At 39.7% G+C, this 26,330-nt stretch carries 23 protein-coding genes and 1 tRNA gene; 9 read left to right on the top strand and 15 right to left on the bottom strand.

The features are described 5' to 3' along the window. Nucleotides 1-36 precede the first annotated feature (36 nt). A complete protein-coding gene (locus tag Q2T41_RS11755) occupies nucleotides 37-765 on the bottom strand; it encodes a hypothetical protein (RefSeq protein ID WP_304436254.1) in 729 nt (242 codons plus the stop codon). 376 nt (nucleotides 766-1,141) lie between these two features. Between Q2T41_RS11755 and Q2T41_RS11760 the strand changes: the two genes are divergently transcribed. The 3 genes from Q2T41_RS11760 (at nucleotide 1,142) to Q2T41_RS11770 (ending at nucleotide 3,994) form a co-directional block, all read left to right on the top strand. After that, nucleotides 1,142-1,318, top strand: a complete 177-nt coding sequence (locus Q2T41_RS11760) for a hypothetical protein (RefSeq protein ID WP_304436255.1) — start codon at nucleotides 1,142-1,144, stop codon at nucleotides 1,316-1,318. 68 nt (nucleotides 1,319-1,386) lie between these two features. After that, nucleotides 1,387-3,315 carry a tetratricopeptide repeat-containing sensor histidine kinase gene (locus Q2T41_RS11765; RefSeq protein ID WP_304436256.1) on the top strand — a complete coding sequence of 643 codons (1,929 nt, stop codon included), beginning with the start codon at nucleotides 1,387-1,389 and terminating at the stop codon, nucleotides 3,313-3,315. Further along, the gene (locus tag Q2T41_RS11770) at nucleotides 3,263-3,994 is read left to right on the top strand and encodes a DNA-binding response regulator (RefSeq protein ID WP_304436257.1); all 732 of its coding nucleotides are present in this window, start codon (nucleotides 3,263-3,265) and stop codon (nucleotides 3,992-3,994) included. Before Q2T41_RS11765 ends, Q2T41_RS11770 begins: the two co-directional genes overlap by 53 nt. A gap of 28 nt (nucleotides 3,995-4,022) precedes the next feature. On the opposite strand, the gene Q2T41_RS11775 is transcribed toward Q2T41_RS11770, so the two are convergent. From Q2T41_RS11775 to Q2T41_RS11800, 6 genes are all read right to left on the bottom strand, one after another. Further along, nucleotides 4,023-4,838: an endonuclease/exonuclease/phosphatase family protein gene (locus Q2T41_RS11775; protein WP_304436258.1), complete on the bottom strand. Its 816-nt coding sequence runs from the start codon at nucleotides 4,836-4,838 to the stop codon at nucleotides 4,023-4,025. A gap of 157 nt (nucleotides 4,839-4,995) precedes the next feature. Beyond that, nucleotides 4,996-5,069 (bottom strand) — tRNA-Asp (locus Q2T41_RS11780). A gap of 72 nt (nucleotides 5,070-5,141) precedes the next feature. Next, complete coding sequence (locus tag Q2T41_RS11785; RefSeq protein WP_304436259.1) at nucleotides 5,142-6,071, bottom strand: DUF58 domain-containing protein; 930 nt, start codon at nucleotides 6,069-6,071, stop codon at nucleotides 5,142-5,144. 123 nt (nucleotides 6,072-6,194) lie between these two features. After that, on the bottom strand, nucleotides 6,195-6,512 hold the full coding sequence (gene trxA / locus Q2T41_RS11790) for a thioredoxin (RefSeq protein ID WP_089259085.1): 318 nt from the start codon (nucleotides 6,510-6,512) through the stop codon (nucleotides 6,195-6,197). A 179-nt stretch (nucleotides 6,513-6,691) separates the two neighbouring features. Next, on the bottom strand, nucleotides 6,692-11,128 hold the full coding sequence (gene dnaE, locus Q2T41_RS11795) for a DNA polymerase III subunit alpha (RefSeq protein WP_304436260.1): 4,437 nt from the start codon (nucleotides 11,126-11,128) through the stop codon (nucleotides 6,692-6,694). 139 nt (nucleotides 11,129-11,267) lie between these two features. Beyond that, on the bottom strand, nucleotides 11,268-11,399 hold the full coding sequence (locus Q2T41_RS11800; RefSeq protein WP_304436261.1) for a hypothetical protein: 132 nt from the start codon (nucleotides 11,397-11,399) through the stop codon (nucleotides 11,268-11,270). Nucleotides 11,400-11,467: 68 nt separating this feature from the next. Here Q2T41_RS11800 and Q2T41_RS11805 point away from each other — a divergent pair, with 68 nt between their 5' ends. From Q2T41_RS11805 to Q2T41_RS11825, 5 genes are all read left to right on the top strand, one after another. Then, complete coding sequence (locus Q2T41_RS11805) at nucleotides 11,468-12,043, top strand: 30S ribosomal protein S16 (protein WP_304436262.1); 576 nt, start codon at nucleotides 11,468-11,470, stop codon at nucleotides 12,041-12,043. 13 nt (nucleotides 12,044-12,056) lie between these two features. Further along, nucleotides 12,057-12,584, top strand: a complete 528-nt coding sequence (gene rimM / locus Q2T41_RS11810; protein WP_304436263.1) for a ribosome maturation factor RimM — start codon at nucleotides 12,057-12,059, stop codon at nucleotides 12,582-12,584. 115 nt (nucleotides 12,585-12,699) lie between these two features. Further along, a complete protein-coding gene (locus Q2T41_RS11815) occupies nucleotides 12,700-14,130 on the top strand; it encodes a sulfatase family protein (protein WP_304436264.1) in 1,431 nt (476 codons plus the stop codon). After that, nucleotides 14,127-14,840: a tRNA1(Val) (adenine(37)-N6)-methyltransferase gene (locus tag Q2T41_RS11820; RefSeq protein ID WP_304436265.1), complete on the top strand. Its 714-nt coding sequence runs from the start codon at nucleotides 14,127-14,129 to the stop codon at nucleotides 14,838-14,840. The genes Q2T41_RS11815 and Q2T41_RS11820 overlap by 4 nt, the downstream gene beginning before the upstream one ends. Before the next feature lie 55 nt (nucleotides 14,841-14,895). Further along, on the top strand, nucleotides 14,896-16,074 hold the full coding sequence (locus Q2T41_RS11825; protein WP_304436266.1) for an acyl-CoA dehydrogenase family protein: 1,179 nt from the start codon (nucleotides 14,896-14,898) through the stop codon (nucleotides 16,072-16,074). A gap of 139 nt (nucleotides 16,075-16,213) precedes the next feature. Here Q2T41_RS11825 and Q2T41_RS11830 read toward each other — a convergent pair whose 3' ends face one another. The 7 genes from Q2T41_RS11830 to Q2T41_RS11860 all read right to left on the bottom strand — a co-directional run bounded on the left by Q2T41_RS11830 (nucleotide 16,214) and on the right by Q2T41_RS11860 (nucleotide 23,582). Next, nucleotides 16,214-17,560 (bottom strand): GH1 family beta-glucosidase, encoded by a 1,347-nt coding sequence (locus Q2T41_RS11830; protein ID WP_304436267.1) that lies wholly within the window; start codon nucleotides 17,558-17,560, stop codon nucleotides 16,214-16,216. A 23-nt stretch (nucleotides 17,561-17,583) separates the two neighbouring features. Continuing rightward, nucleotides 17,584-18,582, bottom strand: coding sequence for a glycosyltransferase family protein (locus Q2T41_RS11835; protein WP_304436268.1), 999 nt, complete (start codon nucleotides 18,580-18,582; stop codon nucleotides 17,584-17,586). Beyond that, nucleotides 18,579-19,442 (bottom strand): UDP-2,3-diacylglucosamine diphosphatase, encoded by an 864-nt coding sequence (locus Q2T41_RS11840; RefSeq protein WP_304436269.1) that lies wholly within the window; start codon nucleotides 19,440-19,442, stop codon nucleotides 18,579-18,581. Before Q2T41_RS11840 ends, Q2T41_RS11835 begins: the two co-directional genes overlap by 4 nt. After that, a complete protein-coding gene (locus Q2T41_RS11845) occupies nucleotides 19,439-19,564 on the bottom strand; it encodes a hypothetical protein (RefSeq protein WP_304436270.1) in 126 nt (41 codons plus the stop codon). The genes Q2T41_RS11840 and Q2T41_RS11845 overlap by 4 nt, the downstream gene beginning before the upstream one ends. Before the next feature lie 117 nt (nucleotides 19,565-19,681). Further along, nucleotides 19,682-21,979: an FdhF/YdeP family oxidoreductase gene (locus tag Q2T41_RS11850; protein ID WP_304436271.1), complete on the bottom strand. Its 2,298-nt coding sequence runs from the start codon at nucleotides 21,977-21,979 to the stop codon at nucleotides 19,682-19,684. A 90-nt stretch (nucleotides 21,980-22,069) separates the two neighbouring features. After that, a complete protein-coding gene (locus Q2T41_RS11855; protein WP_304436272.1) occupies nucleotides 22,070-22,435 on the bottom strand; it encodes a DUF7009 family protein in 366 nt (121 codons plus the stop codon). 268 nt (nucleotides 22,436-22,703) lie between these two features. Further along, nucleotides 22,704-23,582, bottom strand: coding sequence for a nucleotidyltransferase family protein (locus Q2T41_RS11860; protein WP_304436273.1), 879 nt, complete (start codon nucleotides 23,580-23,582; stop codon nucleotides 22,704-22,706). A gap of 144 nt (nucleotides 23,583-23,726) precedes the next feature. Between Q2T41_RS11860 and Q2T41_RS11865 the strand changes: the two genes are divergently transcribed. Then, nucleotides 23,727-25,079, top strand: coding sequence for a Gfo/Idh/MocA family protein (locus Q2T41_RS11865; RefSeq protein ID WP_304436274.1), 1,353 nt, complete (start codon nucleotides 23,727-23,729; stop codon nucleotides 25,077-25,079). A 6-nt stretch (nucleotides 25,080-25,085) separates the two neighbouring features. Here Q2T41_RS11865 and Q2T41_RS11870 read toward each other — a convergent pair whose 3' ends face one another. After that, nucleotides 25,086-26,279 (bottom strand): AEC family transporter, encoded by a 1,194-nt coding sequence (locus Q2T41_RS11870; protein WP_143815160.1) that lies wholly within the window; start codon nucleotides 26,277-26,279, stop codon nucleotides 25,086-25,088. Nucleotides 26,280-26,330 lie beyond the last annotated feature (51 nt).

The following is a 26,330-nucleotide window of genomic DNA, read 5'->3' on the forward strand; positions in this document are numbered from 1 at the left end:
TTTCGTGGCGGTCCTAGGGATTGTCCCGTCATAAGTTTATGGAACAAATGAGCTTGCCTTATCTACGTGAAGGGGTACGTAGGTCTGTATGATATAGGGGGTAATTTTACGCAACGTTTCTCCCGTTACGGGGTGCAGGCCTGGTGAGGTAAAATATTCTATCTCGCCATTTTTTCTTTTTGAGTACCAGATTAAGGGCATATCGTTTTCATTAAAGAAATTGTAAGATTGGGAAACCTTTACTTTTTTAAAGCTGGTCAGCTTTACCTTATCTAATGGGATAATAGGTGTACCATAGTTAGATAATTGACCATGCTCACAGGTTACGGCTACGTAGACTGAGTCTGCCCATGTCATGCATGAGGGACTTACAGACTTTATATGTCGTTGGTTCACTATCCAATTTTGATATCCAAACATTAAAAGAACCATGCCAAATGCAATACTTATGGTAATGATAAATCGCCTTTTATTACGTACGGTAACCGGAAGTTCCTTTGCTAGTGGAGGTACAATTTGTACATAGTCCTTAAAATTTTCATATCCTAGGTATTTGCAAAAGAGATCAATGCTATCTGCATTTGGTTTTCCATACTTTGTCTTTTTGTTCAAGTACCTATCATATGCTCTTTCCAGTGTTCTGGAACTTAAGTCTGTCTCATTGCTTATATGGTTCGATAAAGCAAATTTTGAATGTTTTGGATGCTCATTTTTGGCTTTTTTGAACACCTCGTATACAATTTCCCCAATAATTTTTTCATTCATTGCTCCAATAATAAAGAATTTAAATAGAAATTTTTAAAAAGACACCTTATAAACCCTTGTTTCTAATGGTGTCGATAATATGTCGAAAACAAGTCGGTGCCTTGTCTGTAGCCGTAAGTTCTTCATCCCCTTACTTTGTTCCCAAGAATGATAGCCGCTATGCATTGCTAACATAGCATTTCTAGAACGTCATTCTTACGGAAATCCGTAATACGGTCATAATTCGGTCAAATTGGAAAGTAGCCGGGTCCTATCGTATTTGATTTCCACTTTCCACAAAATACACGGAGTACTCCTATACCCTTAGGATTGGTATCAATGAATTTGGGATAACCCCAAACGGCCATTCCTATGTCAAATTTTAATGTAAATAATTATGAAAAAAATTAGCATAGCCTTAATGGCCATAGTATGTAGTTTTTTGCTTTACTCGTGTACTACAGATTCGGTTGCGGAAATAGAAGGTTTGTACAATACCCAATCTACGGAAGGGGATGATGGTGATCCACCGCCACCGCCACCACCGCCACCGCCAGGTGCAAATGATGAGTAATCGTTATTAATTCATTAAATTGGGCCTTACATTGGTATGGCCCAATTTTTAGTTAAAATACACTGCATTTGAAAAGAATTTTACTTTTGATACTACTAGGTATTTGGTCCTGTTCACCTACTGTAGAAGAAGGTTTTTCCAATAATTGGCAAAGTGAGGTAAATAGGTTATACAAGGCTTCCCTGAACAAAGAACTTTCGTTGACCGAACAAATGCAACAGATCAATAAGGCGTTTTCTTTGGTTGATATTGATAAGGCTGAATCCTACTCCAAAATTCTCTATCAAAAGAATAGGCTGCACTTAATGTCACAAGAAATAGATAGCCTTAAGTATTACCACGAACTTCTGTTGACACATGCCTTACAGCAAGAAGATTTTGCAATCCTGGGATCCCAATACTATGTAATGGCCTATTATTATGACCAAATTGCCCATCTTACAGATAGTGCCTTTGTCAATTATAACCGTTCTAAAAGTTACTATCAAAAGGTAAATGATAGTGCTTGGGTGGCTAAGAACCTATTGCATATGGGAATCATTCAAAAAAATAAAAATGATTTTTTTGGCAGTAAGGAAAGCTTGACGGAAGCCATTGAATACATAAACCCTACAATGGATAGCAATACACTTGCCAGCTGTTATAACCTATTGGCCACCAACCACAGAAAATTGCTCAATTATAACGATGCTATTGATTATTATGAAAAGGCCATTTCAGTAAGTAACGTGACAATAGACCAGCTAATTTTTACAAATAACAAGGCCGTAGTATACACAGATGCTGACCAGAACGAAAAGGCGGTTTCATTGTTGAACTCCTTGGTCAAAGATAGTATCCTTGCACAGCATAAAGAAGTGTACGCACGGGTACTTGATAATTTGGCATATGCAAAGTGGCGTATGGGAAGTAAGGTAAACGAGCAACATTTTTTAGAACCATTGCGTATTAGGTCCCAAATTAAAGATAATAGGGGCAAAATGGCCAGCTTTACCCATTTGGGAGAATTTTATAGTGGCATTGATAAAAATAGGGCAAGGGCCTTGTTTGATTCCGTAATACAATTATCCAAAAAACTAAAGACGCCAAGGGCGGAAAAAGAAGCATTGGCCAATATAATGGATTTGGCCCCAAACAATTTGGAGGTACGTAACCGGTATGTGTTTTTGCAGGACAGTTTATATGAGCAGGAACTTAAGGTTAAAACCCAATTTGCAAAATTTAAGTATGATGATAGGGTTACCCAGGCAAGCAATCTAAGATTGGAAAAGGAGAATGCAGAACAACGTCTGCGTGCCGCACAACAGGAAAAACAAAAAATAGTAGTACTCTCTATTGGTGGTGTAATTTTATTATTGGCCCTTTTTGGTATCTATTATTATGGGCAGCGCTCCAGAAAACTGGTACAGGAAAACAAAACTGCCAAATTGGAGGCTACCTATGCAACGGAGGCCGAGCTGTCCAAAAAGCTGCATGATGAGTTTGGTGGAAAGCTTAATCATGCCATGCTGTTATTACAGGATACCGATAATCATAATGAAGTAATGGATATTGTAGATGCCCTGTACAACCAGAGCAGGGATATTTCTAGGGAAATAAACGATGTGGATACCGGTATTCATTTTAAGGAAGTTTTATTTGGAATGATGGGCAATTACTGTAAGAATACCAAATTGATCATTACTGGGAGCAATGAGGTAGATTGGTCCAAAATTTCAACGCTTTCCAAAAAAACGCTGTATAAAGTGTTACAGGAACTTATGATCAATATGCACAAGCATAGCAAGGCTACATTGGTTTCCGTTTCATTTGAAAAAATGGGCAAAAAATTACAAATAGACTATGCGGACAATGGCGTAGGAGCCCCAAAAGAGGCCTTTCATGTAAAAAATGGACTATGGAATACGGAAAAGCGTATTCATGCCATTGATGGAACTATTATTTTTGATTCTGAAGAAGGGCGTGGCTTTGAAGCGCGACTGGTATTACCGAATTAAAAACAATGTAATGATGTTCAATAAAATACTGATTGCCGAAGATTTTCAAGATACCAATAAAGGGATTGTCAATGCACTGCAATCTAGATTGGAAATTGAAAATATTCAAGAGGAATTATATTGCGATAAGGCTTTTAACAGGTTTAAATTGGCTTATGATGGTGGTATACCCTTTAAATTGCTGATAACCGACTTGACCTTTAAGGAAAGCCATGTGGAACGTAGATTAACATCTGGCATGGAATTAATTGCGGCGGTACGGGCCGTGGACGAAAGTATAAAGGTAATCGTGAATTCCATGATAGATAATCCAGCGGAAATAAATAGGTTGTTCAAAGACCTTAAAATAAATGGTTATGTCTGCAAAGGGCGTAATAGTTTAAATGAATTGGTCTATGCCATACAGGAAGTTTATCAAAATAGAACCTATGTTTCTCCTCAACTAAACCTCAATACGGCCAGCAGTGTTTTTGAGATGGATAGGTATGACCTTATTATACTCAAGGATTTGGCAAATGGCTATACCAAAAGGGAAATTTCAGCCAGATTGAAACAGCAACAAATATCACCCAATAGCGAAAGTACGATAGACAAAAAAGTAAGTAAACTTTTTGATGAATTTGGTGCCAAGAACACGCACCATCTTATCGCAAAATTAATCAAGCAAGGGAAACTGTAGCATATCGATTAAATCATATTTGAATATTTTATTGAGCAATTTTAAACTTCAAGTACACAGGCAGATGGTCAGAAAGTTTACGTGCGCGCTCCAAATTTTCACATGTACGAACAAAATCAATGACCCCACTTTCTGTTTTAACAAGACTCGTGGAATGGAAAATATTATCTATAGGATGATTGCGGTATTCAAACTCATTACAAACTCTTTTCAAAGTTGTCTTTTCATTGGTTACGGCAGGGTTAAAACCTAAGGATTTTAAATCAGTGAAAATTTTGTGTGATTCGTTTACGTTGAAATCTCCAGCAATGATCATGTTAAAAGCTGTATTGATGGATAAATATTGGGTCATTGCCATAATCTCGGCTTCAGGGTTTTTATGATGTGGCCTGGAGTGAAAGTTTAAAAGGGTTAGTTTTTGGCCAACTACATAAAAGTCCAATAAAAAAGGTTCCCTGTCCACCGTCGTTTCCAATTCTTTGATAAGTTTTCCTCGGTTCTTGATTTTAATATGTTTGGTTTTCCAGATAAAGGCATAGCGCTCAGTAGTATTTTTAGGAATTTTAGTGGGGTTACTAATGACATAGTCCCACTGCGCCCCTTTACGGTTCAACAGGTCCGCCAACTTTGCTACCGCTTGGGCACCGCCATAACCAGAAACCACTTCTTGTAAGGCTACGATATCGGCATCTCTAACCAGTTCCGCAATTTGCTCCAACTCCTCACTATTTTTTGTGTTTCCAAAATCCTGAATGTTCCATGATATTAAGTGAATTTCCTTTTGTTGAGAAAAGGTAAATAATGTAAAAAGTAAGTAAAGGGATAAAAATAATGTTTTACGCACAGCATTGGTTTTGGTTGAGTGCAAAGCTATGTAAAGTGATGTAATTGAAATTACGTATTTCTGTATTTAAAGTACGGTTTGGTCCTTTAGTTTAAGTGCAGATGGTAAGCAACTACCCATAAACGAAAAAAGCTCTCAATTTCTTGAGAGCTTTTTGCGGTCTGGACGGGACTCGAACCCGCGACCCCCTGCGTGACAGGCAGGTATTCTAACCAACTGAACTACCAGACCGTGGCGTTTAGCGAGTGCAAATATATGTTGTTTATTGTATTGCGCAAACATTTTATGAAAATATTTTTCATGCTATAGAAATTTATTTCGCTCTACCAAGAAGGTGTTCAGTACGGTAGAGAAATCACTTTGTACATCCACATCCACATATTTTATTTTGTATTGTGCGCATTTGGTCTTAATATCAGTGATATAGCTGTTGATTTTTTTATGGTATGCATCCTTTATATTGTCCGCATAGAGGTCCAAATGTTCTCCGGTCTCAACATCTATAAAGCGCTTTGGGGTGTTTTCAAAATCAAAAAATATTTCATGTTTTTTATCCATAGGATGAAAAAGGACTACATCATGCTTGTTGTACTTTAAATGCCTTAGTGCTTCAAACAGGGCATCATCATCTTTTTCCGTTTGGAACATATCCGTAAACAAAAAAATGAGGCTTCTTCGTTTTATATTCTCTGCTATTTGATGCAGGTAGGTATAGGTTTTCGTTTCCTTTGGGGCTGCTGTGGCATTGCCTATAGTGTTCAGTTGGGCCAGCAACATTTGAAAATGGCGCTCACTACCCTTTTCCGGAGCATAGTAGCTATAGGTGTCCGCATAAACACTTAGGCCTACGGCATCTCGCTGTCTTTTTAATACGTTCATAAGCGCTGCAATGGCCACAACACTAAACCCAATCTTATTAAGCGACCCAAGCTGTAAACGATCAACTTTAGGATAGTACATTGAGGCAGAACTGTCCAGGATCATATGACACCTAAGATTGGTCTCCTCCTCATAGCGCTTGGTATAAAGCTTATCTGTTTTTGCAAAAAGTTTCCAATCTATATGTTTGGTGCTCTCCCCATTATTATAGATTTTATGCTCGGCAAACTCTGCCGAAAACCCATGGAACGGACTTCTGTGTATACCACTTATAAAGCCTTCTACCACTTGGTTGGCCAATAGTTCCAGATTGGGGAACAAGGAAGACTTGTTTAATTCTGATTGTACGTTCACGGGAATAAAGATACTAAAGACGGTACAACTTCACGTTTTCCTTTATGCCGAAAATTGAATAAAATAAAAAAGAGCCTACAATTGTGGGCTCTTTTTTATTTTTTGATCTATAAGGTTTAAAGACTACAAAAGTGCATCAATTGCATCTGTATATACTTTTTTTGGAGATACGCCTACTTGTCTACTAACGATCTCACCGCCTTTAAATACCAATACCGTTGGTATGTTACGTACACCGTACTTTGCGGCAAACTCTTGGTTGGCATCTACATCTACCTTACCTACAACAGCTTTTCCTTCATATTCACTACTAACTTCGTCAATAATAGGACCTACCATTCTACAAGGACCACACCATGCTGCCCAAAAATCCACTACTACCGGTTTATCGCTTTTTAAAACTACCTCGTCAAAAGTAGCATCTGTTATTTCTAATGCCATGTTATATGCTTTTATTGATTATGCAAATTTAGTCAATTATTTAACTGATTCCTTACGGATGAACAATTCGTTTTACCTATTAAGGTATCAAGCTAATTTATTTGGCTTTTACGTTATTTTGGCCTTTAATTTTTCTTGTTTTTTACATTTAAAGAACATTGAGCCCTTTATTTATGATTTTAATTTAATTTATAATGCACCCCGCTACTGTCCAAGCTATGCAGAAGCTCACTTGAAATCTGCACTTTTTGTTTTCGGCTAATTAAATTTACCTTGATTTTTTCTTCCATTTCATACACGACAAAATTAATAGGATGCTCCCCTTTATGGTTGACCAAGGTATCTTTAAGCTCCAAGACCTTTTCCTCTTGCAATTCTGCAATATTCAATTTAATGGTAAGTTTGCGGGCATAGGTCTCCATGACCTCCTGTAACATCATAAAACTGTTGAATTGCATTCTGGGATCGCCCTTTTTACCGGTTTCCTTGTTGGTCCATCCTTCTCTCACAAATAATTTGACGTAGGCAAAAGAATTGATCATTAGAAAATGCCTGAATTTAAGGTACTCTTCGCCAAAAATCCTGAATTCAAAAGAATCCATATAATCTTCCATTGTAAACGCCGCCCATCCTTTACCGTTTTTGGATACCCTGTGCTGTACATCCGTAATTACCCCTGCAAAAGTAAGTTCTCTATTCACATAGGAGGGCAGGTCACTGGCACATGCAATATTGGCATTGCAGAATGCCTTTATTTCAGTCTTGAAATCATCTAGCGGGTGACCGGATATATAAATGCCCACTACCTCTTTTTCCCTCCGTAATTTTTCCATAGTGCCCCATTCCTCGCATGGTGGCACAGTAGGTTCTGGTATTTGTACTTCACTAGCATCGCCAAATAAACTTACTTGCGCGGAATTTTCGTTTTCCTGAAATTTTGCACCGTATTTAATGACCTTTTCCAAGAAGGTAATACCGTCACCATCATCATGAAAATATTGCGCCCTATGGGTGGTTCCAAAAGAATCGAACCCCCCTGCGACCGCTAAATTTTCAAATGCTTTTTTGTTTGCGGCGCGGAGGTCTATACGCTTGGTAAGGTCAAATACGGACTTGTACGGCCCATCCTTTTCTCGGTTCTTGACAATGGTCTCTACCGCGCCACGCCCAACTCCTTTTACGGCACCCATACCAAAACGAACTGCACCGGCATCGTTCACCGCAAATTTGTAATAGGATTCATTGACATCCGGTCCAAGAACGTCCAAGCCCATACGTTTACATTCTTCCATAAAGAACGTTACCTGCTTAATGTCGTTCATGTTGTTGCTCAATACCGCGGCCATATATTCGGCAGGGTAGTGGGCCTTGCAGTAGGCAGTCTGGTAGGCAATCCATGCATAACAGGTGGAATGCGATTTGTTGAAGGCATAGGCGGCAAATGCTTCCCAGTCTTTCCAAATTTTCTCCAGTTTGTCCACCGCATGTCCTTTAGCGGAAGCCTGTTCAATGAACTTGGGCTTCATCTTATCTAGTACGTGCTTTTGCTTTTTACCCATAGCCTTACGCAGAACATCGGCCTCACCTTTGGTGAAGTCGGCCAATTTTTGCGAAAGGAGCATTACTTGCTCTTGGTAGACCGTAATTCCATAGGTCTCCGCAAGATATTCCTCACAGGCGTCCAAATCGTAGACAATTTCTTCGGTACCGTGTTTACGGGCAATGAAACTGGGTATATATTCCATTGGGCCCGGGCGGTACAGGGCGTTCATGGCAATTAGATCGGCAAAGACCGTAGGCTTTAACGAACGCATGTGCTTTTGCATTCCGGGGGATTCATATTGGAAAACCCCAACCGTTTCCCCACGTTGAAAGAGCTCGTACGTTTTTTCGTCGTCCAACGGAAAATTCTCGGGGTCTAGCTCAATACCATGTTTCGCCTTTACGATTTTAACGGTATCCTTGATCAAGGTCAAGGTCTTTAATCCCAGGAAATCCATCTTTAATAATCCTGCGCTCTCAACAACTGAGTTATCGAACTGGGTACAGTACATGTCAGAATCCTTGGCAAGTGCCACAGGTACGAACTTGGTAATGTCATCTGGCGTAATAATCACCCCACATGCATGAATACCGGTATTGCGTACGGAACCTTCTAGAATATAGGCTTGGTTTAGGGTTTCGGATTCTAATCCGTCCCCATCGGAAATGTTAAGAAGTTCATTTATCTTTTCAAGTTCTTCACTGTTGAACTTGCTCCGTAACACTTTTTCATCGACCCCAATGATCTTTTTTAATTTGGACATGTTGGGAATCAACTTTGCCATACGGTCCGCATCCCCTAAAGGTAAATCCAATGCCCTGGCCGTATCCCTTATAGAGGATTTGGCGGCCATGGTACCATAGGTGATAATCTGTGCCACCTGGTTGGAGCCATATTTGTCAATAACATAGTCCATAACGCGGCTACGGCCCTCATCATCAAAGTCTATATCAATATCGGGCATACTTACACGATCCGGATTCAGGAAACGCTCAAAAAGTAGGTCGTACTTGATAGGGTCTAAATTCGTAATCCATAAACAATATGCAACGGCGGAACCTGCTGCCGATCCACGACCCGGACCAACAGATACGTCCATACTACGTGCGGCCCTAATGAAATCCTCAACGATCAAAAAGTAACCCGGGTACCCCGTTTTTTCAATTACCTTAAGCTCAAAATCAAGTCTTTCGTCAATCTCTGGGGTAATTTCGCCATACCTTTTTTTGGCCCCTTCATAAGTAATGTGGCGCAGGTATTTGTTTTCGCCACGTTTACCGCCATCCAGTTTATCCTCCTCGAACTGAAATTCCTCTGGGATATCAAAAGCTGGCAACAATACATCCCGCGCCAAGGTAAAGGTCTCTACCTTGTCCACAATTTCTTGGATATTGATGATAGCCTCAGGAATATCCTTGAACAGCTCTTTCATTTCATCCGAAGACTTGAAATAATATTCTTGATTGGCCAAGCCATACCTGTAGCCACGTCCACGGCCTATTGGGGTAGTCTGTTTTTCACCATCCTTTACACATAATAGAATATCATGTGCATGCGCATTTTCCTTTGCGGCATAGTAGGTGTTGTTCGTAGCAACCAATTTTACATTGTGCTTCTTGGAAAATTGGATCAGCACTTGATTAACCCGATCTTCATCTTCCTGACCGTGGCGCATGATCTCTATATAAAGGTCATCGCCAAATGTTTCTTTCCACCATAGTAAGGCTTCTTCCGCTTGGTTTTCACCAACGTTCAAAATTTTACTGGGAACCTCACCGTATAGGTTGCCGGTCAATACAATTACATCTTCCTTATATTGTTCTACTATTTTCTTGTCGATTCGTGGCACGTAATATTTACCGTCCACAAAGGCAATGGAAGACATTTTTGCCAAATTAAGATATCCCTTCTTGCTCTTGGCAAGCATGACGATCTGGTAGCCATTGTCTTTTTGCGATTTGTTGGTATGGTCTTCGCACACCTGAAACTCACAACCTATGATCGGGGTAATTTCCAGTTCCGGTTCCGGTAATTCGTTCAAGGGTTCCTGACCTTCTACCAGTGTTCCGTTTTGGGTAGCTTCATATCTTTTTAGATTAGCCTCGTTTCTCGTTACCACCCCTTTATTATGGTTGATCACACCGTTCACAAAATGGAAGGCCCCCATCATATTGGCATGATCGGTCATGGCCACTGCAGGCATTTTTGCTTTTGCCGTATTTGCGATCAAATCTGGGATACTGGTGGTAGATTGTAATATTGAAAATTGGGTGTGGTTGTGCAAGTGTGCAAAATTGGCCGACTCTAATGTTGCCAGATTTTCCTTGATTTCTTCTTGGGAAACCCCACCTGTATCCTTTTCCCAAAGTGCATCGGCTATTTTTTTTGATGCTTTTTTTAGGTTGATGTGCTTAAGGCCTATAAGTTGTATTTCTTGTGGATTGGCCTCGTTGAAATTCTTGAAATAGTCTGGCTGAACATCTAGTTGCTCGGTAGTATATTGATGCTTTCGGATAAGTTCCAAAAAGCAACGTGTAGTCGCTTCAACATCGGCGGTAGCATTATGCGCTTCGCCAAATGGTTCGCCAAATAAATTCTGGTGCAGTTCCGTAAGCGTTGGTAGTTTGAATTTACCACCACGACCGCCGGGAATCTGACAAAGCTGTGCAGTATGCTCCGTACAGGTGTCCAAAACCGGAAGCTCCTGTAAAGGGTTTTCAACCCCCATACGGTGAAACTCCGCTCCCATAATATTTACATCAAAGCCAACATTTTGTCCAACGATAAACTTTGTTTTGGACATGGCAATATTGAACTTCTCCAACACTTCTGCCAAGGAGACACCTTGCTGTTCCGCCAGCTCGGTAGAAATACCGTGTATTTGCTCCGCATCATAGGGAATATTGAAACCGTCCGGGCGTACCAAATAATCTTGATGTTCAATGCAATTTCCCATTTCGTCATGCAACTGCCAAGCTATCTGTATACAACGCGGCCAATTGTCAGTATCGGTAATAGGGGCATTCCAGTTTTTGGGAAGACCGGTGGTTTCAGTGTCAAAAATAAGGTACATAGCTAATTTTATGTGTGTTCAATAGGTCGGTCAGCAGACCTAAAAAGAGCCCATAAAATTACAAAAAAGGAGGTGTTGGTAAAAGTTGAGTTACTAGTAGTTATTAACGGTTGCAATTTTATGTGAAGGGCAACGCTTTTTAAGATTGATGGTTATGTACTGCAGTATTTAAGGAGTTTTGTGTCAAGATGATTAAATTACCTGCATATACTGTTGCCAATTCCGTAAATTCAATTATATTTGCACCCGCTTTTAGATGGGCACTGCTCATTGAGGGCGAACGAGTTAAAAAACTAGAATTAATAATCAAGGGTCGGGCACCCTACAAATTAATGTGATATGCCAGTAAAAATTAGATTACAGAGACACGGTAAAAAAGGTAAACCATTCTATTGGGTAGTTGCTGCAGATGCAAGAGCTAAAAGAGATGGTAAATTTTTGGAAAAATTAGGAATCTATAATCCTAACACTAATCCTGCAACTATTGAGCTTAATGTTGATAATTCTGTTAAGTGGTTGCAAAACGGTGCACAACCTACAGATACGGCTAGGGCCATCCTTTCTTATAAAGGTGTACTTTTAAAGAACCATTTGTTGGGCGGTGTTCGTAAAGGGGCATTGACCGAAGAGCAGGCAGAAGAAAAATTCAATGCTTGGGTTACTGAAAAGGAGCAAGCAATTGCCGATAAAGTTGGTGGTTTGGACAAAGCTAAGCAAGAAGAACGTGCTAAGGCATTGGCTGCTGAGAAGGAAGTAAACGAGAAGCGTGCTGCAGAAGCTGCCGCTGCCGCTTTGCCAGAAACACCAGAAGGTGAGAATGCAGAGGAAGAAGTAGAAGCTTTAGAAGCTGCAGGCGAGCCAGAGCAAGCTGTTGAAACTCCAGAAGCTCCTGCAGAGGAAGAGGATAAAGCATAAATTTTAAGAAACGATGCGCAAGGAAGATTGTTTCTACCTAGGTAATATCGTTTCAAAATATAGTTTCAAAGGGGAGGTGCTGGTAAAACTGGACACTGACGATCCCGAGATTTACGAAAATATGGAATCAGTATTCGTTTCTTTAGGAAACAATCTGGTTCCATTTTTTATTAAAAAATGTCGGCTTCATAAATCAAACTTGCTCCGTATTGATTTTGAAGAAGTAAAATCAGAATCAGATGCGGACCGTATCATGAAATGCGGCCTTTATCTACCGTTGACCCAATTGCCAAAGCTTACCGGCAATAAATTTTACTACCATGAGGTCATAGGGTTTACCGTAATGGATAAGGCTCATGGGGATATAGGTATTATCCAAAGTGTAAACGATACTACGGCACAGGCATTGTTTGAAGTGCTCAAGGATGGTAAGCAGTTATTGATTCCTGTTAACGATGACATTATTATCAACGTAGACCGTGAGCATAAAACTATAGAAGTAACTACACCGGAAGGTTTGGTAGAGCTGTACCTATCCTAAACTTTAATTTTAATCCCACTTAGGTTTTTATTGAATTTTATACAGTTTTTTAAGAAAATTATAATTTTTAGAAGTTATACTTGCTATATTTTAATATTATTTATCAATTTAGAAAATGAAGATAATTTTAAAATATACAGTGTTATTAATGCTATGCATTGTACAGAACATTTATGGGCAAAAAGTTGCACAGCAACGTAACGTACCCAATGTCATCCTAATTTTTACGGATGACCAAGGTTATAACGACGTAGGTATATTTGGTGCTACGGACATTGCAACTCCCCATTTGGACCAAATGGCTAGGGATGGTGCCAGGCTTAAAAGTTTTTATGCAGCGCAGGCCGTATGTTCTGCTTCAAGAGCCGCAATTTTAACGGGTTGTTACCCTAATAGAATAGGAATTCACAATGCCTTTATGCCCAATAGTAAAAAGGGACTGAACACCCAGGAAACTACCTTGGCGGAAATGTTCAAGGCCAAAGGATATGCAACCGCTATTTTTGGAAAATGGCATTTGGGAGACCAACAACAATTTATGCCCAATAACCACGGGTTTGATGAATATTTTGGTATACCCTATTCTAACGATATGTGGCCTTTACACCCGCAACAGGGCCCTATTTTTGACTTTGGGCCCTTACCGCTATATGAAAATACCACCGTATTAAAAACATTGACGGATCAGACCGATTTAACTACCCAGATTACGGAGCGCAGTGTAGATTTTATTCACCGTAATGCGGACAATCCGTTTTTCCTTTACGTGCCGCACCCACAGCCTCATGTTCCACTCTTTGTCTCGGATAAGTTTAAAGGAAAATCGGGTAGGGGATTATATGGTGATGTAATAATGGAAATTGACTGGTCCGTAGGTGAAATTCTAAAGGCCGTGGAAGAAAATGGACTTACTAAAAATACCCTAATTATTTTTACATCGGATAACGGTCCTTGGTTGGCTTATGGAAATCATTCAGGAAGCGCATTTCCTTTTAGGGAAGGTAAGGGTACCGCATGGGAAGGTGGGCAAAGGGAACCGTTCATCATTAAATATCCTGGATACATTAAAGCCGGTACAACCATTGACGCTCCGGTCATGGCCATTGATATATTGCCCACACTAGCGGAAATTTGTCAAGCAGATTTGCCCAATACCGTTATTGATGGTCGCAGTGCTTGGCCTTTGCTAACAGGTATAACCAATGAGAGTCCGCAGAAAGCGTATTTCTTTTATTATCGGGTCAATGAATTGTTCGGTGTCAGATATGGAAAATGGAAATTATATTTTCCGCATACCTATAGGACAATGAATGGTCAAAAAGCGGGTAAGGATGGTTTGCCCGGTGAGTACAAAATGGTAGATTTGAAGGAAATTGAACTGTATGATCTGGAGTCCGATGCGTCTGAACTAAAAAATGTAGCCTCGGAATATCCCAAAGTAGTGACCAAAATAAAGGAATTGGCAGATCATATGCGTTCAAGGCTAGGAGATTCTCTTTTGGGTATGGAAGGCACCGAAACAAGGAAAGCAAGAGAAGTAAAATGAACAAACCATTTAAGTTTAAACAGTTTACGGTACATCAAGACCGTTGCGCCATGAAAATAGGAACCGACGGGGTCTTACTTGGGGCTTGGACCAAAGTTGAACATCAACATGAATCTATTCTTGATATTGGCGCAGGTACCGGAATTATAGCATTGATGTTGGCCCAACGTAGCAATGCAGAGGTTATAGATGCCATAGAAATAGATCCAGAAGCGTATGAACAATGTGTTGATAATTTTGAACGGTCACCTTGGGGCGATCGTCTTTATTGTTACCATGCGGGGTTAGACGAGTTCATTGATGAAATTGATGATGAATATGAAATTATCGTCTGCAATCCTCCTTTTTATATTGAAAATGTTACCTCTGGAAACCTTCAAAGAGACCAAGCTAGGCAAAATGGATATCTTCCTTTTGATATTTTGTTGGCAGGGGTACAGTCACTTTTGGCCAATAATGGTACGTTTACCACTATTATTCCCATTAAGGAAGAAGAAGCGTTTGTACGTTTAGCGGCTACTTTTGGATTACATCCCAAACAATGCCTACATGTAAAAGGAAATGCCAATGCACCGATCAAACGTAGCTTGTTGGCATTTGTCAAACAGAAACACCAATGTACCGTTCAAGAACTCATTATTGAGACGGAGCGGCATCGATATACGGAAGACTACATAGCGCTCACTCAAGCATTTTATTTAAAAATGTAACTTTATACTTGTGTAATGTTATATTTTTTGATTTACCTTTATTAAAAGATTTGTTATGAGACCCGATTTGTTTGAAGCGCCCGATTATTACAATTTGGACGACCTTTTTTCCCAAGAACATTTATTAGTACGTGATGCCGCCCGCCAATGGGTCAAAAGGGATGTTTCTCCAATTATTGAAGAATATGCTCAAAAAGCGGAATTTCCTAAACAGATAATTAGTGGCTTGGCAGAAATTGGGGCATTTGGACCTTATATTCCTGAAGAGTATGGTGGGGCCGGTTTGGATCAGATCAGTTACGGACTTATTATGCAGGAAATTGAAAGGGGAGATAGTGGGGTGCGCTCCACGGCTTCCGTGCAGTCGTCTTTGGTCATGTACCCTATTTATACGTATGGAACAGAGGCGCAACGCAAAAAATACCTACCTAAATTGGCCGCCGGTGAATGGATGGGGTCTTTTGGGTTAACGGAGCCAAACCATGGTTCCAATCCAAGTGGTATGGAAACCAAGTTTAAGGATATGGGTGACCACTACCTTCTTAACGGTGCCAAACTGTGGATTTCCAATTCTCCTTTTTGTGATATAGCTGTCGTCTGGGCAAAAAATGAGGAGGGTAGGATCCATGGCTTGATCGTGGAACGTGGCATGGAAGGTTTTACCACCCCGGAAACACATAACAAATGGTCATTAAGGGCATCGGCGACCGGGGAGCTGATATTTGATAACGTTAAAGTACCCAAAGAAAACTTATTGCCCAATAAAACAGGGTTAGGCGCACCTTTAGGTTGTTTGGATTCCGCCAGATTCGGTATTGCATGGGGAGCCATTGGTGCTGCAATGGATTGTTATGATACCGCTTTGCATTATGCCAAAGAGCGTATTCAATTTGGAAAACCAATAGCGGCAACCCAATTGCAACAAAAGAAATTGGCCGAAATGATTACTGAAATTACGAAAGCACAATTATTGGCGTTCCGTTTAGGACAACTTAAAAATGAGGGTAGGGCAACTACCGCACAAATTTCAATGGCCAAAAGGAACAATGTGGAAATGGCAATAAAAATTGCCCGCGAGGCAAGACAGGTCCTTGGAGGCATGGGTATTACAGGGGAATATAGTATTATGCGACACATGATGAACTTGGAAAGTGTCATTACCTATGAAGGTACCCATGATATTCATTTATTGATTACGGGTGCAGATATTACCGGTATGCCCGCTTTTAAATAATATAACTTTATGGTTTCATTGTCATAACTTATTTTTTTAATGGCATTTATACCTTGCATGAACACAGGTTAAGATGTGTTCATGTTAATGAAATAGTTAAGGGTCAATGGAAACATTGGCCCTTTTGTTTACAAGTATGTTATTGTTCTAAAAATTGTGCAAACCACTTGCCGGATGCTTTAATTGTTCTTCTTAAACTTTTAAAATCAATATGAACCAGGCCAAATCTTGCATGATACCCTTCTGCCCATTCAAAATTATCGGTCAAGGTCCAAATAAAATAACCATGCACGTTCAAGCCGTTATGTTGGGCTTTATGCACTTGCAGGATATGGTCCTGTAAAAATTGCAGTCGTTGTTGGTCGTCCACATTTCCGTTCTTTACAACATCCTTAAACGCTGCGCCATTTTCTGTAATAAAGATTTTTTTTATTTGGGAATACGCACTGAATTTTTCTATGATATGGAAAATACTTGGCGGGTACACCTCCCAATCCATTAATGTAGTTTTTACGTTCCGTTTGCTGGCCTTTACGATTTTGGCATGTAGATAAGGAACAAAAAAACTATGTTTTACCTTTTCCCGGGTATAGTTCTGTAGCCCTATAAAGTCAAAATTGAACTTGCAATCGTCCATGTCGTTAGGTTGTATGAAGGGGCGTAAACGATTTAATACCGGGGCATCACTTATTGGATAGCCCAATCCCAATGCGGGTTCTATGAATAATCGGTTCAATAATGCATCGGCCTTGACTGCGGCATGCCGGTCTCTTTTAGTATTTCTGTAAGCTGATATTTGTGAACAGGAAAAAGTGGTGCCTATTAGGGCATTGGGCACTAACCTTTTTAAAATTTTTGCACCTATTGCTTGGCAGAGTACGGCATGGTGCACTGCAGGAAGAAAATTTTTCAATCCTTTTTTTCCAGGAGCATGTACGCCCAAAAAATATCCCGCACCGGTAAAGACCATTGGTTCGTTCAATACCATCCAATGTTTTACCTGATCGCCAAAGGCCATTGCACATACTGTCGTAAATTCCGTAAACCAATCTATTATTTTCCTATTGGTCCATCCGCCCTTATCCTCAAGTGCTTGGGGTAAATCCCAATGATATAGGGTTACCCAAGGTTCTATACCATGTTCTAAGCAACATGCTATCACCTTTTTATAGAATACAAGCCCTTGTTCGTTTACCGTGCCAATTCCATTAGGTAAGATACGTGTCCATGAAATTGAGAACCTAAAATTTTTGATGTTCATAGATTTCATCAAAAGGATATCTTCTTCATACCGGTGATAAAAATCACAGGCAATATCTGCTTGGTCACCATTACGTATAGTATTTTCTTTTTTGGTAAAGATGTCCCAAATAGAGGGTCCTTTTCCATGGCCCAAACTTTCTCCCTCGATTTGAAATGCGGCAGTGGACACCCCCCAAACAAAGTCTTTACCAAAATGGGAAGCGCTCAATGTTGACTTTGCCATGTGCTATAAACTTGTACCTGAATTTAATGTGATCTGTAGGATGCTTCCAATATTTGCGTAATCATCTGGTCAGTAATATCAGGATAGTTAACGGAAACGATATCATCGGTATCCAACCAATTTTGCAACTTAATTAGATGCTTGTTCTTTAAGGATTTTATGACGGATACTCCCATTTTTGCAAGGGCGGCGGCATTACATTGTTGTTCATATTGTCCTTTCATTGGTATGACCAATAGTTTTTTTTGCATAAACAAACTTTCTGCGGGAGTCTCAAAGCCTGCACCACATACAATTCCTTTACTGGAGGCCATGCTCGCTACAAAATCAGTGTTGGTAATGGGTCTAATATGTATATGGTCGTTGATATGTTCTTTTTTGTTATGCTTGGAAAAAACCTGCCATTTTACACCTTTGAATTTTGATAGGAACTGCAGTAGCTTTTCATCGCTATAAGATGGTAGATATACGGTATAGTGTTCTTTTTTGCTTATAGTGGCCTGTCTCACACCTTGTCTTATAATTGGGGTGTATATATTTGGTTCGTATGATTGAAAATGTAACCCATATTGGCGGGTTGTAGGGGCGTAATTTTGTAGAATCCATTTTCCAAATGGGTCTTTTTTCTTTGGTTTTGGTGCCTTGGTACATAGTACTGCTGCTTGATGGCTAAAGCTGTAACACGGTAATTGTTTTATCTTGCACGCCCATGCCGTTACCGGTTCAAAATCGTTTATGACCAAATCATAGTCTTCAACCGGTATACTTTTTATTTCTTTTTGTAATCGTAGTGAATTGGCCCTGTAATAGGTTTTCCACATATCTACACCACCTTTTTTGCCAAAAATAAAGCTTAGCCCCTTTAATTGATAAGAAATAGGATAAGGTAAGGGAACATCTGCTTGAATGCCACTGACCAATATATCTAAGGTAAGCCCATGTTTTAGTAGTGCGGGTATGACATCTCGGGCCCTGCTTAAATGTCCGTTTCCTGTTCCTTGTATTGCGTATAATACTTTCATTTTATGGACTGTGCCAACCCATTTATCTTAAATTCTGTTAGTAATTGCTCAAAAAGCTCCCCTTTTTCCAAAAGATGGTTTTCATCTAATGGTTCATCTTTTTGATTGTCCATAGTTATATCCTCCAGATAGGAATATAGGCTCCAAACTCCTTTGTGATATTCCAGGGCGGTTAAATTCTCTATCCAATCGCCAGAATTTAAATAAGTTACCTTACCCTTTTCCGTTTTAATTTTTTTTATTTCCGGTTGGTGTATATGCCCGCAAACCACATAATCATATCCATTTTCAATGGCAATATCTGCTGCAATACGTTCAAAGTCATTAATGAATTTCACGGCAGACTTTACCCCGTTCTTAATTTTTTTGGACATGGAAATAGGGCCTTTACCTATTTTTTTTCCAATAAAATTTATGGCCCTGTTCAACAGAATTAGAAAATCATACCCTTTGGCGCCCAATTTTGCCAACCACTTGCTATGTTGCATGGTTACGTCAAAGACATCTCCATGAAAGATCCAGGCCTTTTTACCGTGTAAGGGTAGTACTAGTTTATTGCTAATGCTTAAGGAACCTAAATGGCTACCGGCAAATTTGCGTAATAGTTCATCATGGTTGCCGGTTACGTAATGAACTGGTATTCCCTTGGCAATCCATTCCATAATTACCTTAATGACCTTCATATGTGATTTTGGCCAATAGCGTTTGCTAAATTGCCAGATATCTATGATATCGCCATTGAGTATAACTTCTTTGGGCTTAATGGATTTTAAATATTTTAATAGTTCCTTGGCGTGACATCCATAGGTTCCTAAATGAATATCCGATAGGACCACTATATCTACAGGTCTTTTTTTCATAGATGTAATGCAGCTTCCCTTTTCTTGAAAAACCTGTTCTTTATGTGTAATGAAGAGCCTTTTAGCACTAGGTGCATAATTAGCAAGGCAATGGAAAACAATACTAGTTTAATAGATTTCATATACTGAAATTTATAAATGTAAAGTTTCAATATTTGATTCAATACAGCCGTTACCCGTAACTTATATTTTAGTTACCGCAGTGTTAAACAAAGTCTTGTTTAAGATAGATTGATTAACTATTTCTTTACCAACCGTACTTTTATGGATTTGCTAATAGGCGTTTTGCTTCGTAATGCAAAATGATTAAATGGCACTAAAACGTTGGTCTCCGGAAAATAGGAAGCTAAATTGCCAGAAGGAATAGTATAAGGTATAACTTTAAACTTGTGTGCCGTTCGCACGGTTTGGTCATAGGTACTTGTAATATCCACTACGTCCAATTTTTTAAGGCCAACCGCCTTCATGTCTTCCGGATTCATGAAAATGACCCTACGTGCATTGTATACACCACGGTAACGATCGTTCAATCCATAAATGGTGGTATTGAACTGGTCATGTGAACGTATGGTCATAAGCATGTATTCATCTTTCTGCAAAGTATGTTCCGGTAAGCTGTTGATCGTTATTTGTGCCTTGCCGTTGGGCAACATGCTAAAATCCAGATTTCGAACATTATTGGGTAAGTAATAACCTGCACCCTGGGAGCGCTCCTCGGTATTTTCAAACCCCTTTGCAACCTGATCGATCTGCGAACGTATCAATTCATAATCCGCACCCAAGGCTTTCCAGTCCATAGGGTGGTTATCCCCAAAATACGCCCTACCTATATTGGCTATAATCTCTGGTTCGCTCATCACTTTATCAGAGGCCGGTTTTAAAATTCCCTTACTCTGTTTAACCCTTCCCATGCTGTTTTCCACAGTAAAATGGCGAGGTTTACCATCTTTCATATCTTTTTCTGACCGGCCAATGGTGGGGAGGATCAAGGCGGTTTTGCCCGTTACCAAATGGGTCCTGTTCAATTTGGTGCTAATTTGTACGGTAAGGTCACAGTTTTGAATACCTTTTGCCGTGTATTCCGTATCCGATGCGGCCATCAGAAAATTACCGCCCAGGCACATAAAAATTTTGGCCTTACCATCATACATGGCTTTCATTGAGCCAACGACATCTACGCCTTCATGGTCCGGTGGAGTAAAGCCCAAATAATTCTTAATACGCTCGTTGAGCCCTTTATCTACAAAATGTTGGATACCCACACTACGGTCCCCTTGAACATTGCTATGCCCGCGTACGGGACAGGTACCCGTATTAGGTTTGCCAATGGCGCCCTTGAGCAACAATAAGTTTACGAACTCCCGTATATTTTCCACACCGTTTTTATGTTGTGTTAGACCCATAGCCCAACAGACAATTATTTTGGATTTATTGGCCAATAAAGCTACGGTCTTATCTATACTGTCTTCAGAAACACCGGTCTGTTCAAGGAGCTCTTTGTCTTTGTATCGTGCCAAATCTTTAAGTAAGGCATCATACCCTTGGGTATAGGTTGTTATAAATTCATGGTCGAATACATTGCCCGATATTTGGTCCAAAGCAATTAATTTTTTTAAAATAAGCTTGACCAAGGGGATGTCCTGGTTGATGTTGACGGGCAAATGAATATCTGCCATATCCTCACCGCCGCCTATCCAACCATTAATATTCTGTGGGTTCTTAAAATTCACCAAACCCGATTCCTCAAGCGGATTTATACTGATTACCTTTCCTCCATTCTGTTTGCATTTTTCAAGGGCGGAAAGCATTCTGGGGTGGTTGGTACCTGGATTTTGTCCGGCTATTAAAATTACTTCCGCTTCATATAGATCTTCCAATGTCGTAGAACCTTTACCAATACCCAAAGTTTCCCCCAATGCTACTCCGCTGCTCTCGTGACACATATTGGAACAATCCGGTAAATTATTTGTGCCTAAGGCCCTTGCAAACATACCATAAAGAAAAGCGGCCTCATTACTGGAACGTCCAGAGGTGTAAAATATGGCCTCGTCAGGATGGTCCAATTTTTTAAGCTCCGAGGCAATTAACTGAAATGCGTCGTTCCAAGTAATGGGCTCATAATGTACACTGCCCGGTTTTAAAACCAAAGGTTCTACCAGGCGCCCACATTTATTGAGCTCATAATCCGATAACAACGATAATTCTTCTACGGAATTTTTTTTGAAAAAATTGGCGTCTACATGATTGGTAGTAGCTTCATCACCAAGTGCTTTAGCCCCATTTTCACAATATTCGGCAATCGGTGAAGGATGCTCGGGATCAGGCCATGCACAACTTGGACAATCAAAACCATCTTTTTGGTTCATACGTAACAAAGATCTCATGGAACGTAACACTCCCATTTCCTTGAACGTATGTTTAAGTGCTTCACGAACCCCCAAATAGCCTGCGGCATGGTCAACAGGTTCTTTTAATTCTATATCCAAAAAATCTTCTGACCCTCTAAAAGATACATTTCTTTGCGCTTTTGACTCCATGGTATAAACTTATCAATTGTATGGCTAATCTATAGGCTCATTTCTGTTAAATAGTACGTTTATCCATTTAATGCCATCGTCAAAAATGTCCTATGTAAGTTTAGGATTTGGATAATTATCCGATTGGTCCTCTATAGTGTTGTCCAAGCAGGTAAAGTCCTTTTCCAGTAAAAGATATAGGGATTGACCTTTTGTAGTTTCTATTGTATGGTCATAAGTTATAATATCATTGCTATACCATTCTTTTCCTATGGAACTTGGCATCTTTAGCACAATACAGTTATTGTTAAAACTGGTATGTAGGTTATGTATCTTATTATCTAGCACCACACCGTACTTAAACTCTGTTTCCCCAAAATTGGTACTATCGTATATTTCACCATGTTCGGATAATGTCCTGACTTCAGTTTGGGTCAACCTAAACCTAACGGAATTGCCTTTAATACGAATCTTCATAGCTGCTATTTGAGTTCACAACAAAAATAGGCCATCTGACAACAAATACTAAGGGGCATACATCAATTTGTTTCTAATTCTTACGATATCCGGTAAGTTTACTATGTAATTAAAAACGAAATAAATTTTTTTCATTTTCATATAGTGTTCTCGTAAAAGAGTCCGATCCTTTAGGGTTGGACTCTTTTTAGTTACCACTTGTTTCAAAAAAAAAATCCCCGGGACTAATCTATATTAGCTCCGGGGATTTTTAATTTAATAGGTAACCTTAGTTCCAGATAGGGGCAGGGTATTTGCCCAAATCGGATTTTTCCTTTAAACTGTACATTGCTTTTTCTTTGTCACTGGCATAGGTTACGCCAAACCAATCTCCACCAGAAGGAATACATTTTACCTCAATTTCATTGGCTTGAAGCATTTCTTGAATCATTAACGGTATGTACAGCTCGCTGTTGGCTATACGGTCCTCATCTTTTAAGAACAATCTAAATTCTGACTCGATCTTATCAAAAATAGAAGGCCTGCAAACCCAAAAGTTCATACTTGCCTGTTCATCACCGGTAAATTCCAATTGGGTGTCCTCATCTATTACTTTATCCTCTTTTTGCACCAATTTCAATCGTTCCTGTACCGATTTCAAATTATCGCCGTCAACTTCACATACACCTCTTGAAACGGACCCATGTTCTGATAAGGTGTCCTTAAGGGTGTAACCTAAAAGTGCATAGGCATCTGTATTGGAACTCATGAATTCCGCAGCTTTCCTATAGGCTGCCTGACCATAAAAATCATCGGCATTGATGACTACAAAAGGTCCATTGATGACATTTCTTGCCGTCCATACTGCATGGGCAGTTCCCCATGGTTTTTTACGTTCTCCCGTAAAGGTTACTCCGTCCGGTAAATCTGTAAGTTCCTGTGCCAGCACATTAAGTTGTATTTTTTTTGGCAACCTTGCAGAAAGGTGCTCTTCCAAGAAGGATACATTTTCTTTTTTGGTGATGACCACAATTTGATCAAAGTTATTTTGAATGGCATCAAATATGGCGAACTCCATTAAAAATTCACCATTTGGGCCTAAATCATCAAATTGTTTAAGTTTTCCATATCTACTACCGCTACCGGCAGCCATTAAAAGTAATGTCATGATTTTCTGTGTTTATAGGTCAAAAATAGGAAATGCCTTTAAATTGAAGGGATGAATTTAGATGTATCACCGTTAAATTTGATGATTCGTTAATGTGGGTCCGCAAGTTTTCCTAATTTAAGTGCTCCAAAATGGAATTTTATAATGGCATCAAGAAGAACGTTTATCAAGAATACATCTATGGTCAGTATAGGGTTAATGGCCGTACCCGGATTTGCACGACAAAGGTTTAGTGCTGCAGATAAATTAAATGTAGGTTTAATCGGAGTCGGACTTCGGGGAACCAATCATTTAGAAAATTTATTATTACGTAAAGATGTTAATGTTACAGCAATTTGTGATGTTGATAATGCTAGAATTTCTATAGCCAAAAAACTTATTTCAGAAGCTGGCGGTAAATCACCAAAAGTATTTGGGGCCAACGATAATGATTATAAAAATCTTTTGGCACTTGATGACATAGATGCCGTAATCATTGCCACACCTTGGTTGTGGCATACGCGTATGACCGTAGATGCCATGGAAGCCGGTAAATATGCCGGGGTTGAGGTGTCCGCTTCCAATACGTTGGAGGAATGTTGGGATTTGGTCAATACCCATGAACGTACGGGCACACATATGATGATCTTGGAAAATGTTAACTATAGAAGGGATATTCTTGCTGTTCTACAAATGGTAAAGCAAAATGTTTTTGGGGAATTGGTCCATTTTAGATGTGGATACCAACATGATCTACGCCATGTAAAATTCAATGACGGTAAAACGGCCTATGGTAAAGGTGTGGAATTTGGAGATAAAGGTATTTCAGAATCTAAATGGCGTACCGCACATTCCGTTAAGAGAAATGCAGATGTATACCCAACCCATGGTCTTGGTCCAATTGCGGTTATGGCAGATATAAACAGGGGTAACAGGTTTGTATCCATGACGTCGCACGCAACCAAAGGCATAGGGTTGCATAATTATATTGTTGAGCATGGCGGGGAACAACACCCCAACGCAAAAATTAAATTTAAACAAGGAGACGTAATTACATCTACTATTAACACCGCCAATGGCGAAACCATCATCATTACGCATGATTGTAACCTGCCAAGACCATATTCCTTGGGGTTTAGGGTACAGGGTGCAAACGGATTGTGGGAGGTAGACGGTAGCAGAATGTATATTAATGGAAAATCCGAACCCCATTCATGGGACGATGCCAAGCCATGGCTTGAAAAATATGACCATCCATTATGGAAGAAATATGGGGGTTATGCCCTAGATGCCGGCCATGGGGGTATGGATTTCTTTGTAATCAATGCTTTTATTGAATCCGCCAAACAACAAATAGCACCTCCTTTAGACGCGTATGATGCCGCGGCCTGGAGTGCGGTTACCCCATTATCTGAAGTTTCCATAGCCAATAATGGCGAACCACAGGATTTTCCCGATTTTACAAGGGGACTATGGATGAACAGGGAACCGTATGAATGGATGAAAGAAACTTATTAAAGGCTTTTAGCTTGCGGCAGCCTCATTGATTCTTTCTTCCTTAGGTATTGTATGTTCTTCTTTAGCTATGGTCAGCGTTGTGCGTTTTTTTTTAAGTCTAGGTGTTAGTTTACGTTCCCGCTCCATCATAAAACTCTTAGATTTAAATATGTCCGGTGCATACGTGATAGCCAAAATGGCGGACCCTAAACCGAGCAATATCATAGGGTTGATGAAGAATTCGTTAAAGGAGAATATTCCAATGATCAATAACGTAGAAAAAGGTAGTGAGCACGCAAGGATGTTCAAACCAAAATTGACATCAAAGGTAGGTTCCGTTTGCTTGTCCTTTTCCTCTAAGGATTGTATGGCGTTCATGTGGGCAAAAGGCCAAAAACTACATGAACTTTGAGGGAAGACCACCAATAGCAATATCATGGCCGGTGTTAGTGACGGGATGGCGTAGGCAAACAAACCGCTTAAAAAGAAGGCCAGTCCTGCCCTGCGCAATAACATGGAGAGTATAAGTTTAAATTCACCGGAATTGATCCTCACCGCCATACCAATAAACAATAGGACCAATGGGGTCATTAAGTCCTTAATGCTTAGTACGGTGTTCTGTAGAAATCCGGGCAACGCCGTTAAATTTAGTCCAAACCCCAATAATATAAGTCCAATGACCATAACCATGTTTATAGGTTCATTGATCAATGAAATCATTAGGCCCTTTAATTTACTCTTGGAGGATTCCTGTTTATTGTTTATTGCCCTTTTTCTATACCAATGCATAGCGAGCATATATAACAGGATAAGTACAAATATTTTATTTCCTACATCTGCAAGTGCCGCTAAAGCCAATGTATCATCCCCTAAATAGGCCACTATAAAAGGAAAACAGGATAAACCAGGTGCCGTTGACGGTAAAAGCATCATTAAGGTTCTTTTTTTGCTATGTTCCTTCTTGTGTAAGGAAACGGTCAGAAAATACTTAGAGGCCAGTAACATCAATAGGTTAAATGTTAGGGCCATTAAAGGAAAGACCAACAAGGTACCCTTTAATTCTATTTTTAAAAGTGCTACAAAGATAGTGGCCGGTAATGCCACACTAAGGATAAGTACTTTTATTCCTTTTAAATCTTGCTTAGCCACTTTCTTTTGCAAGAATACACCCAGGGAAATTATTAAAAGGAGCTCAAGTGTTTTTTGTAATGCAAAATTCATGATGATATAACGTTATATTGTATGGTGGTTTGGTTGGCTATGGTTTAGAAT

Source organism: Maribacter confluentis, assembly GCF_030505015.1.
Classification (GTDB): Bacteria; Bacteroidota; Bacteroidia; order Flavobacteriales; family Flavobacteriaceae; genus Maribacter; species Maribacter sedimenticola.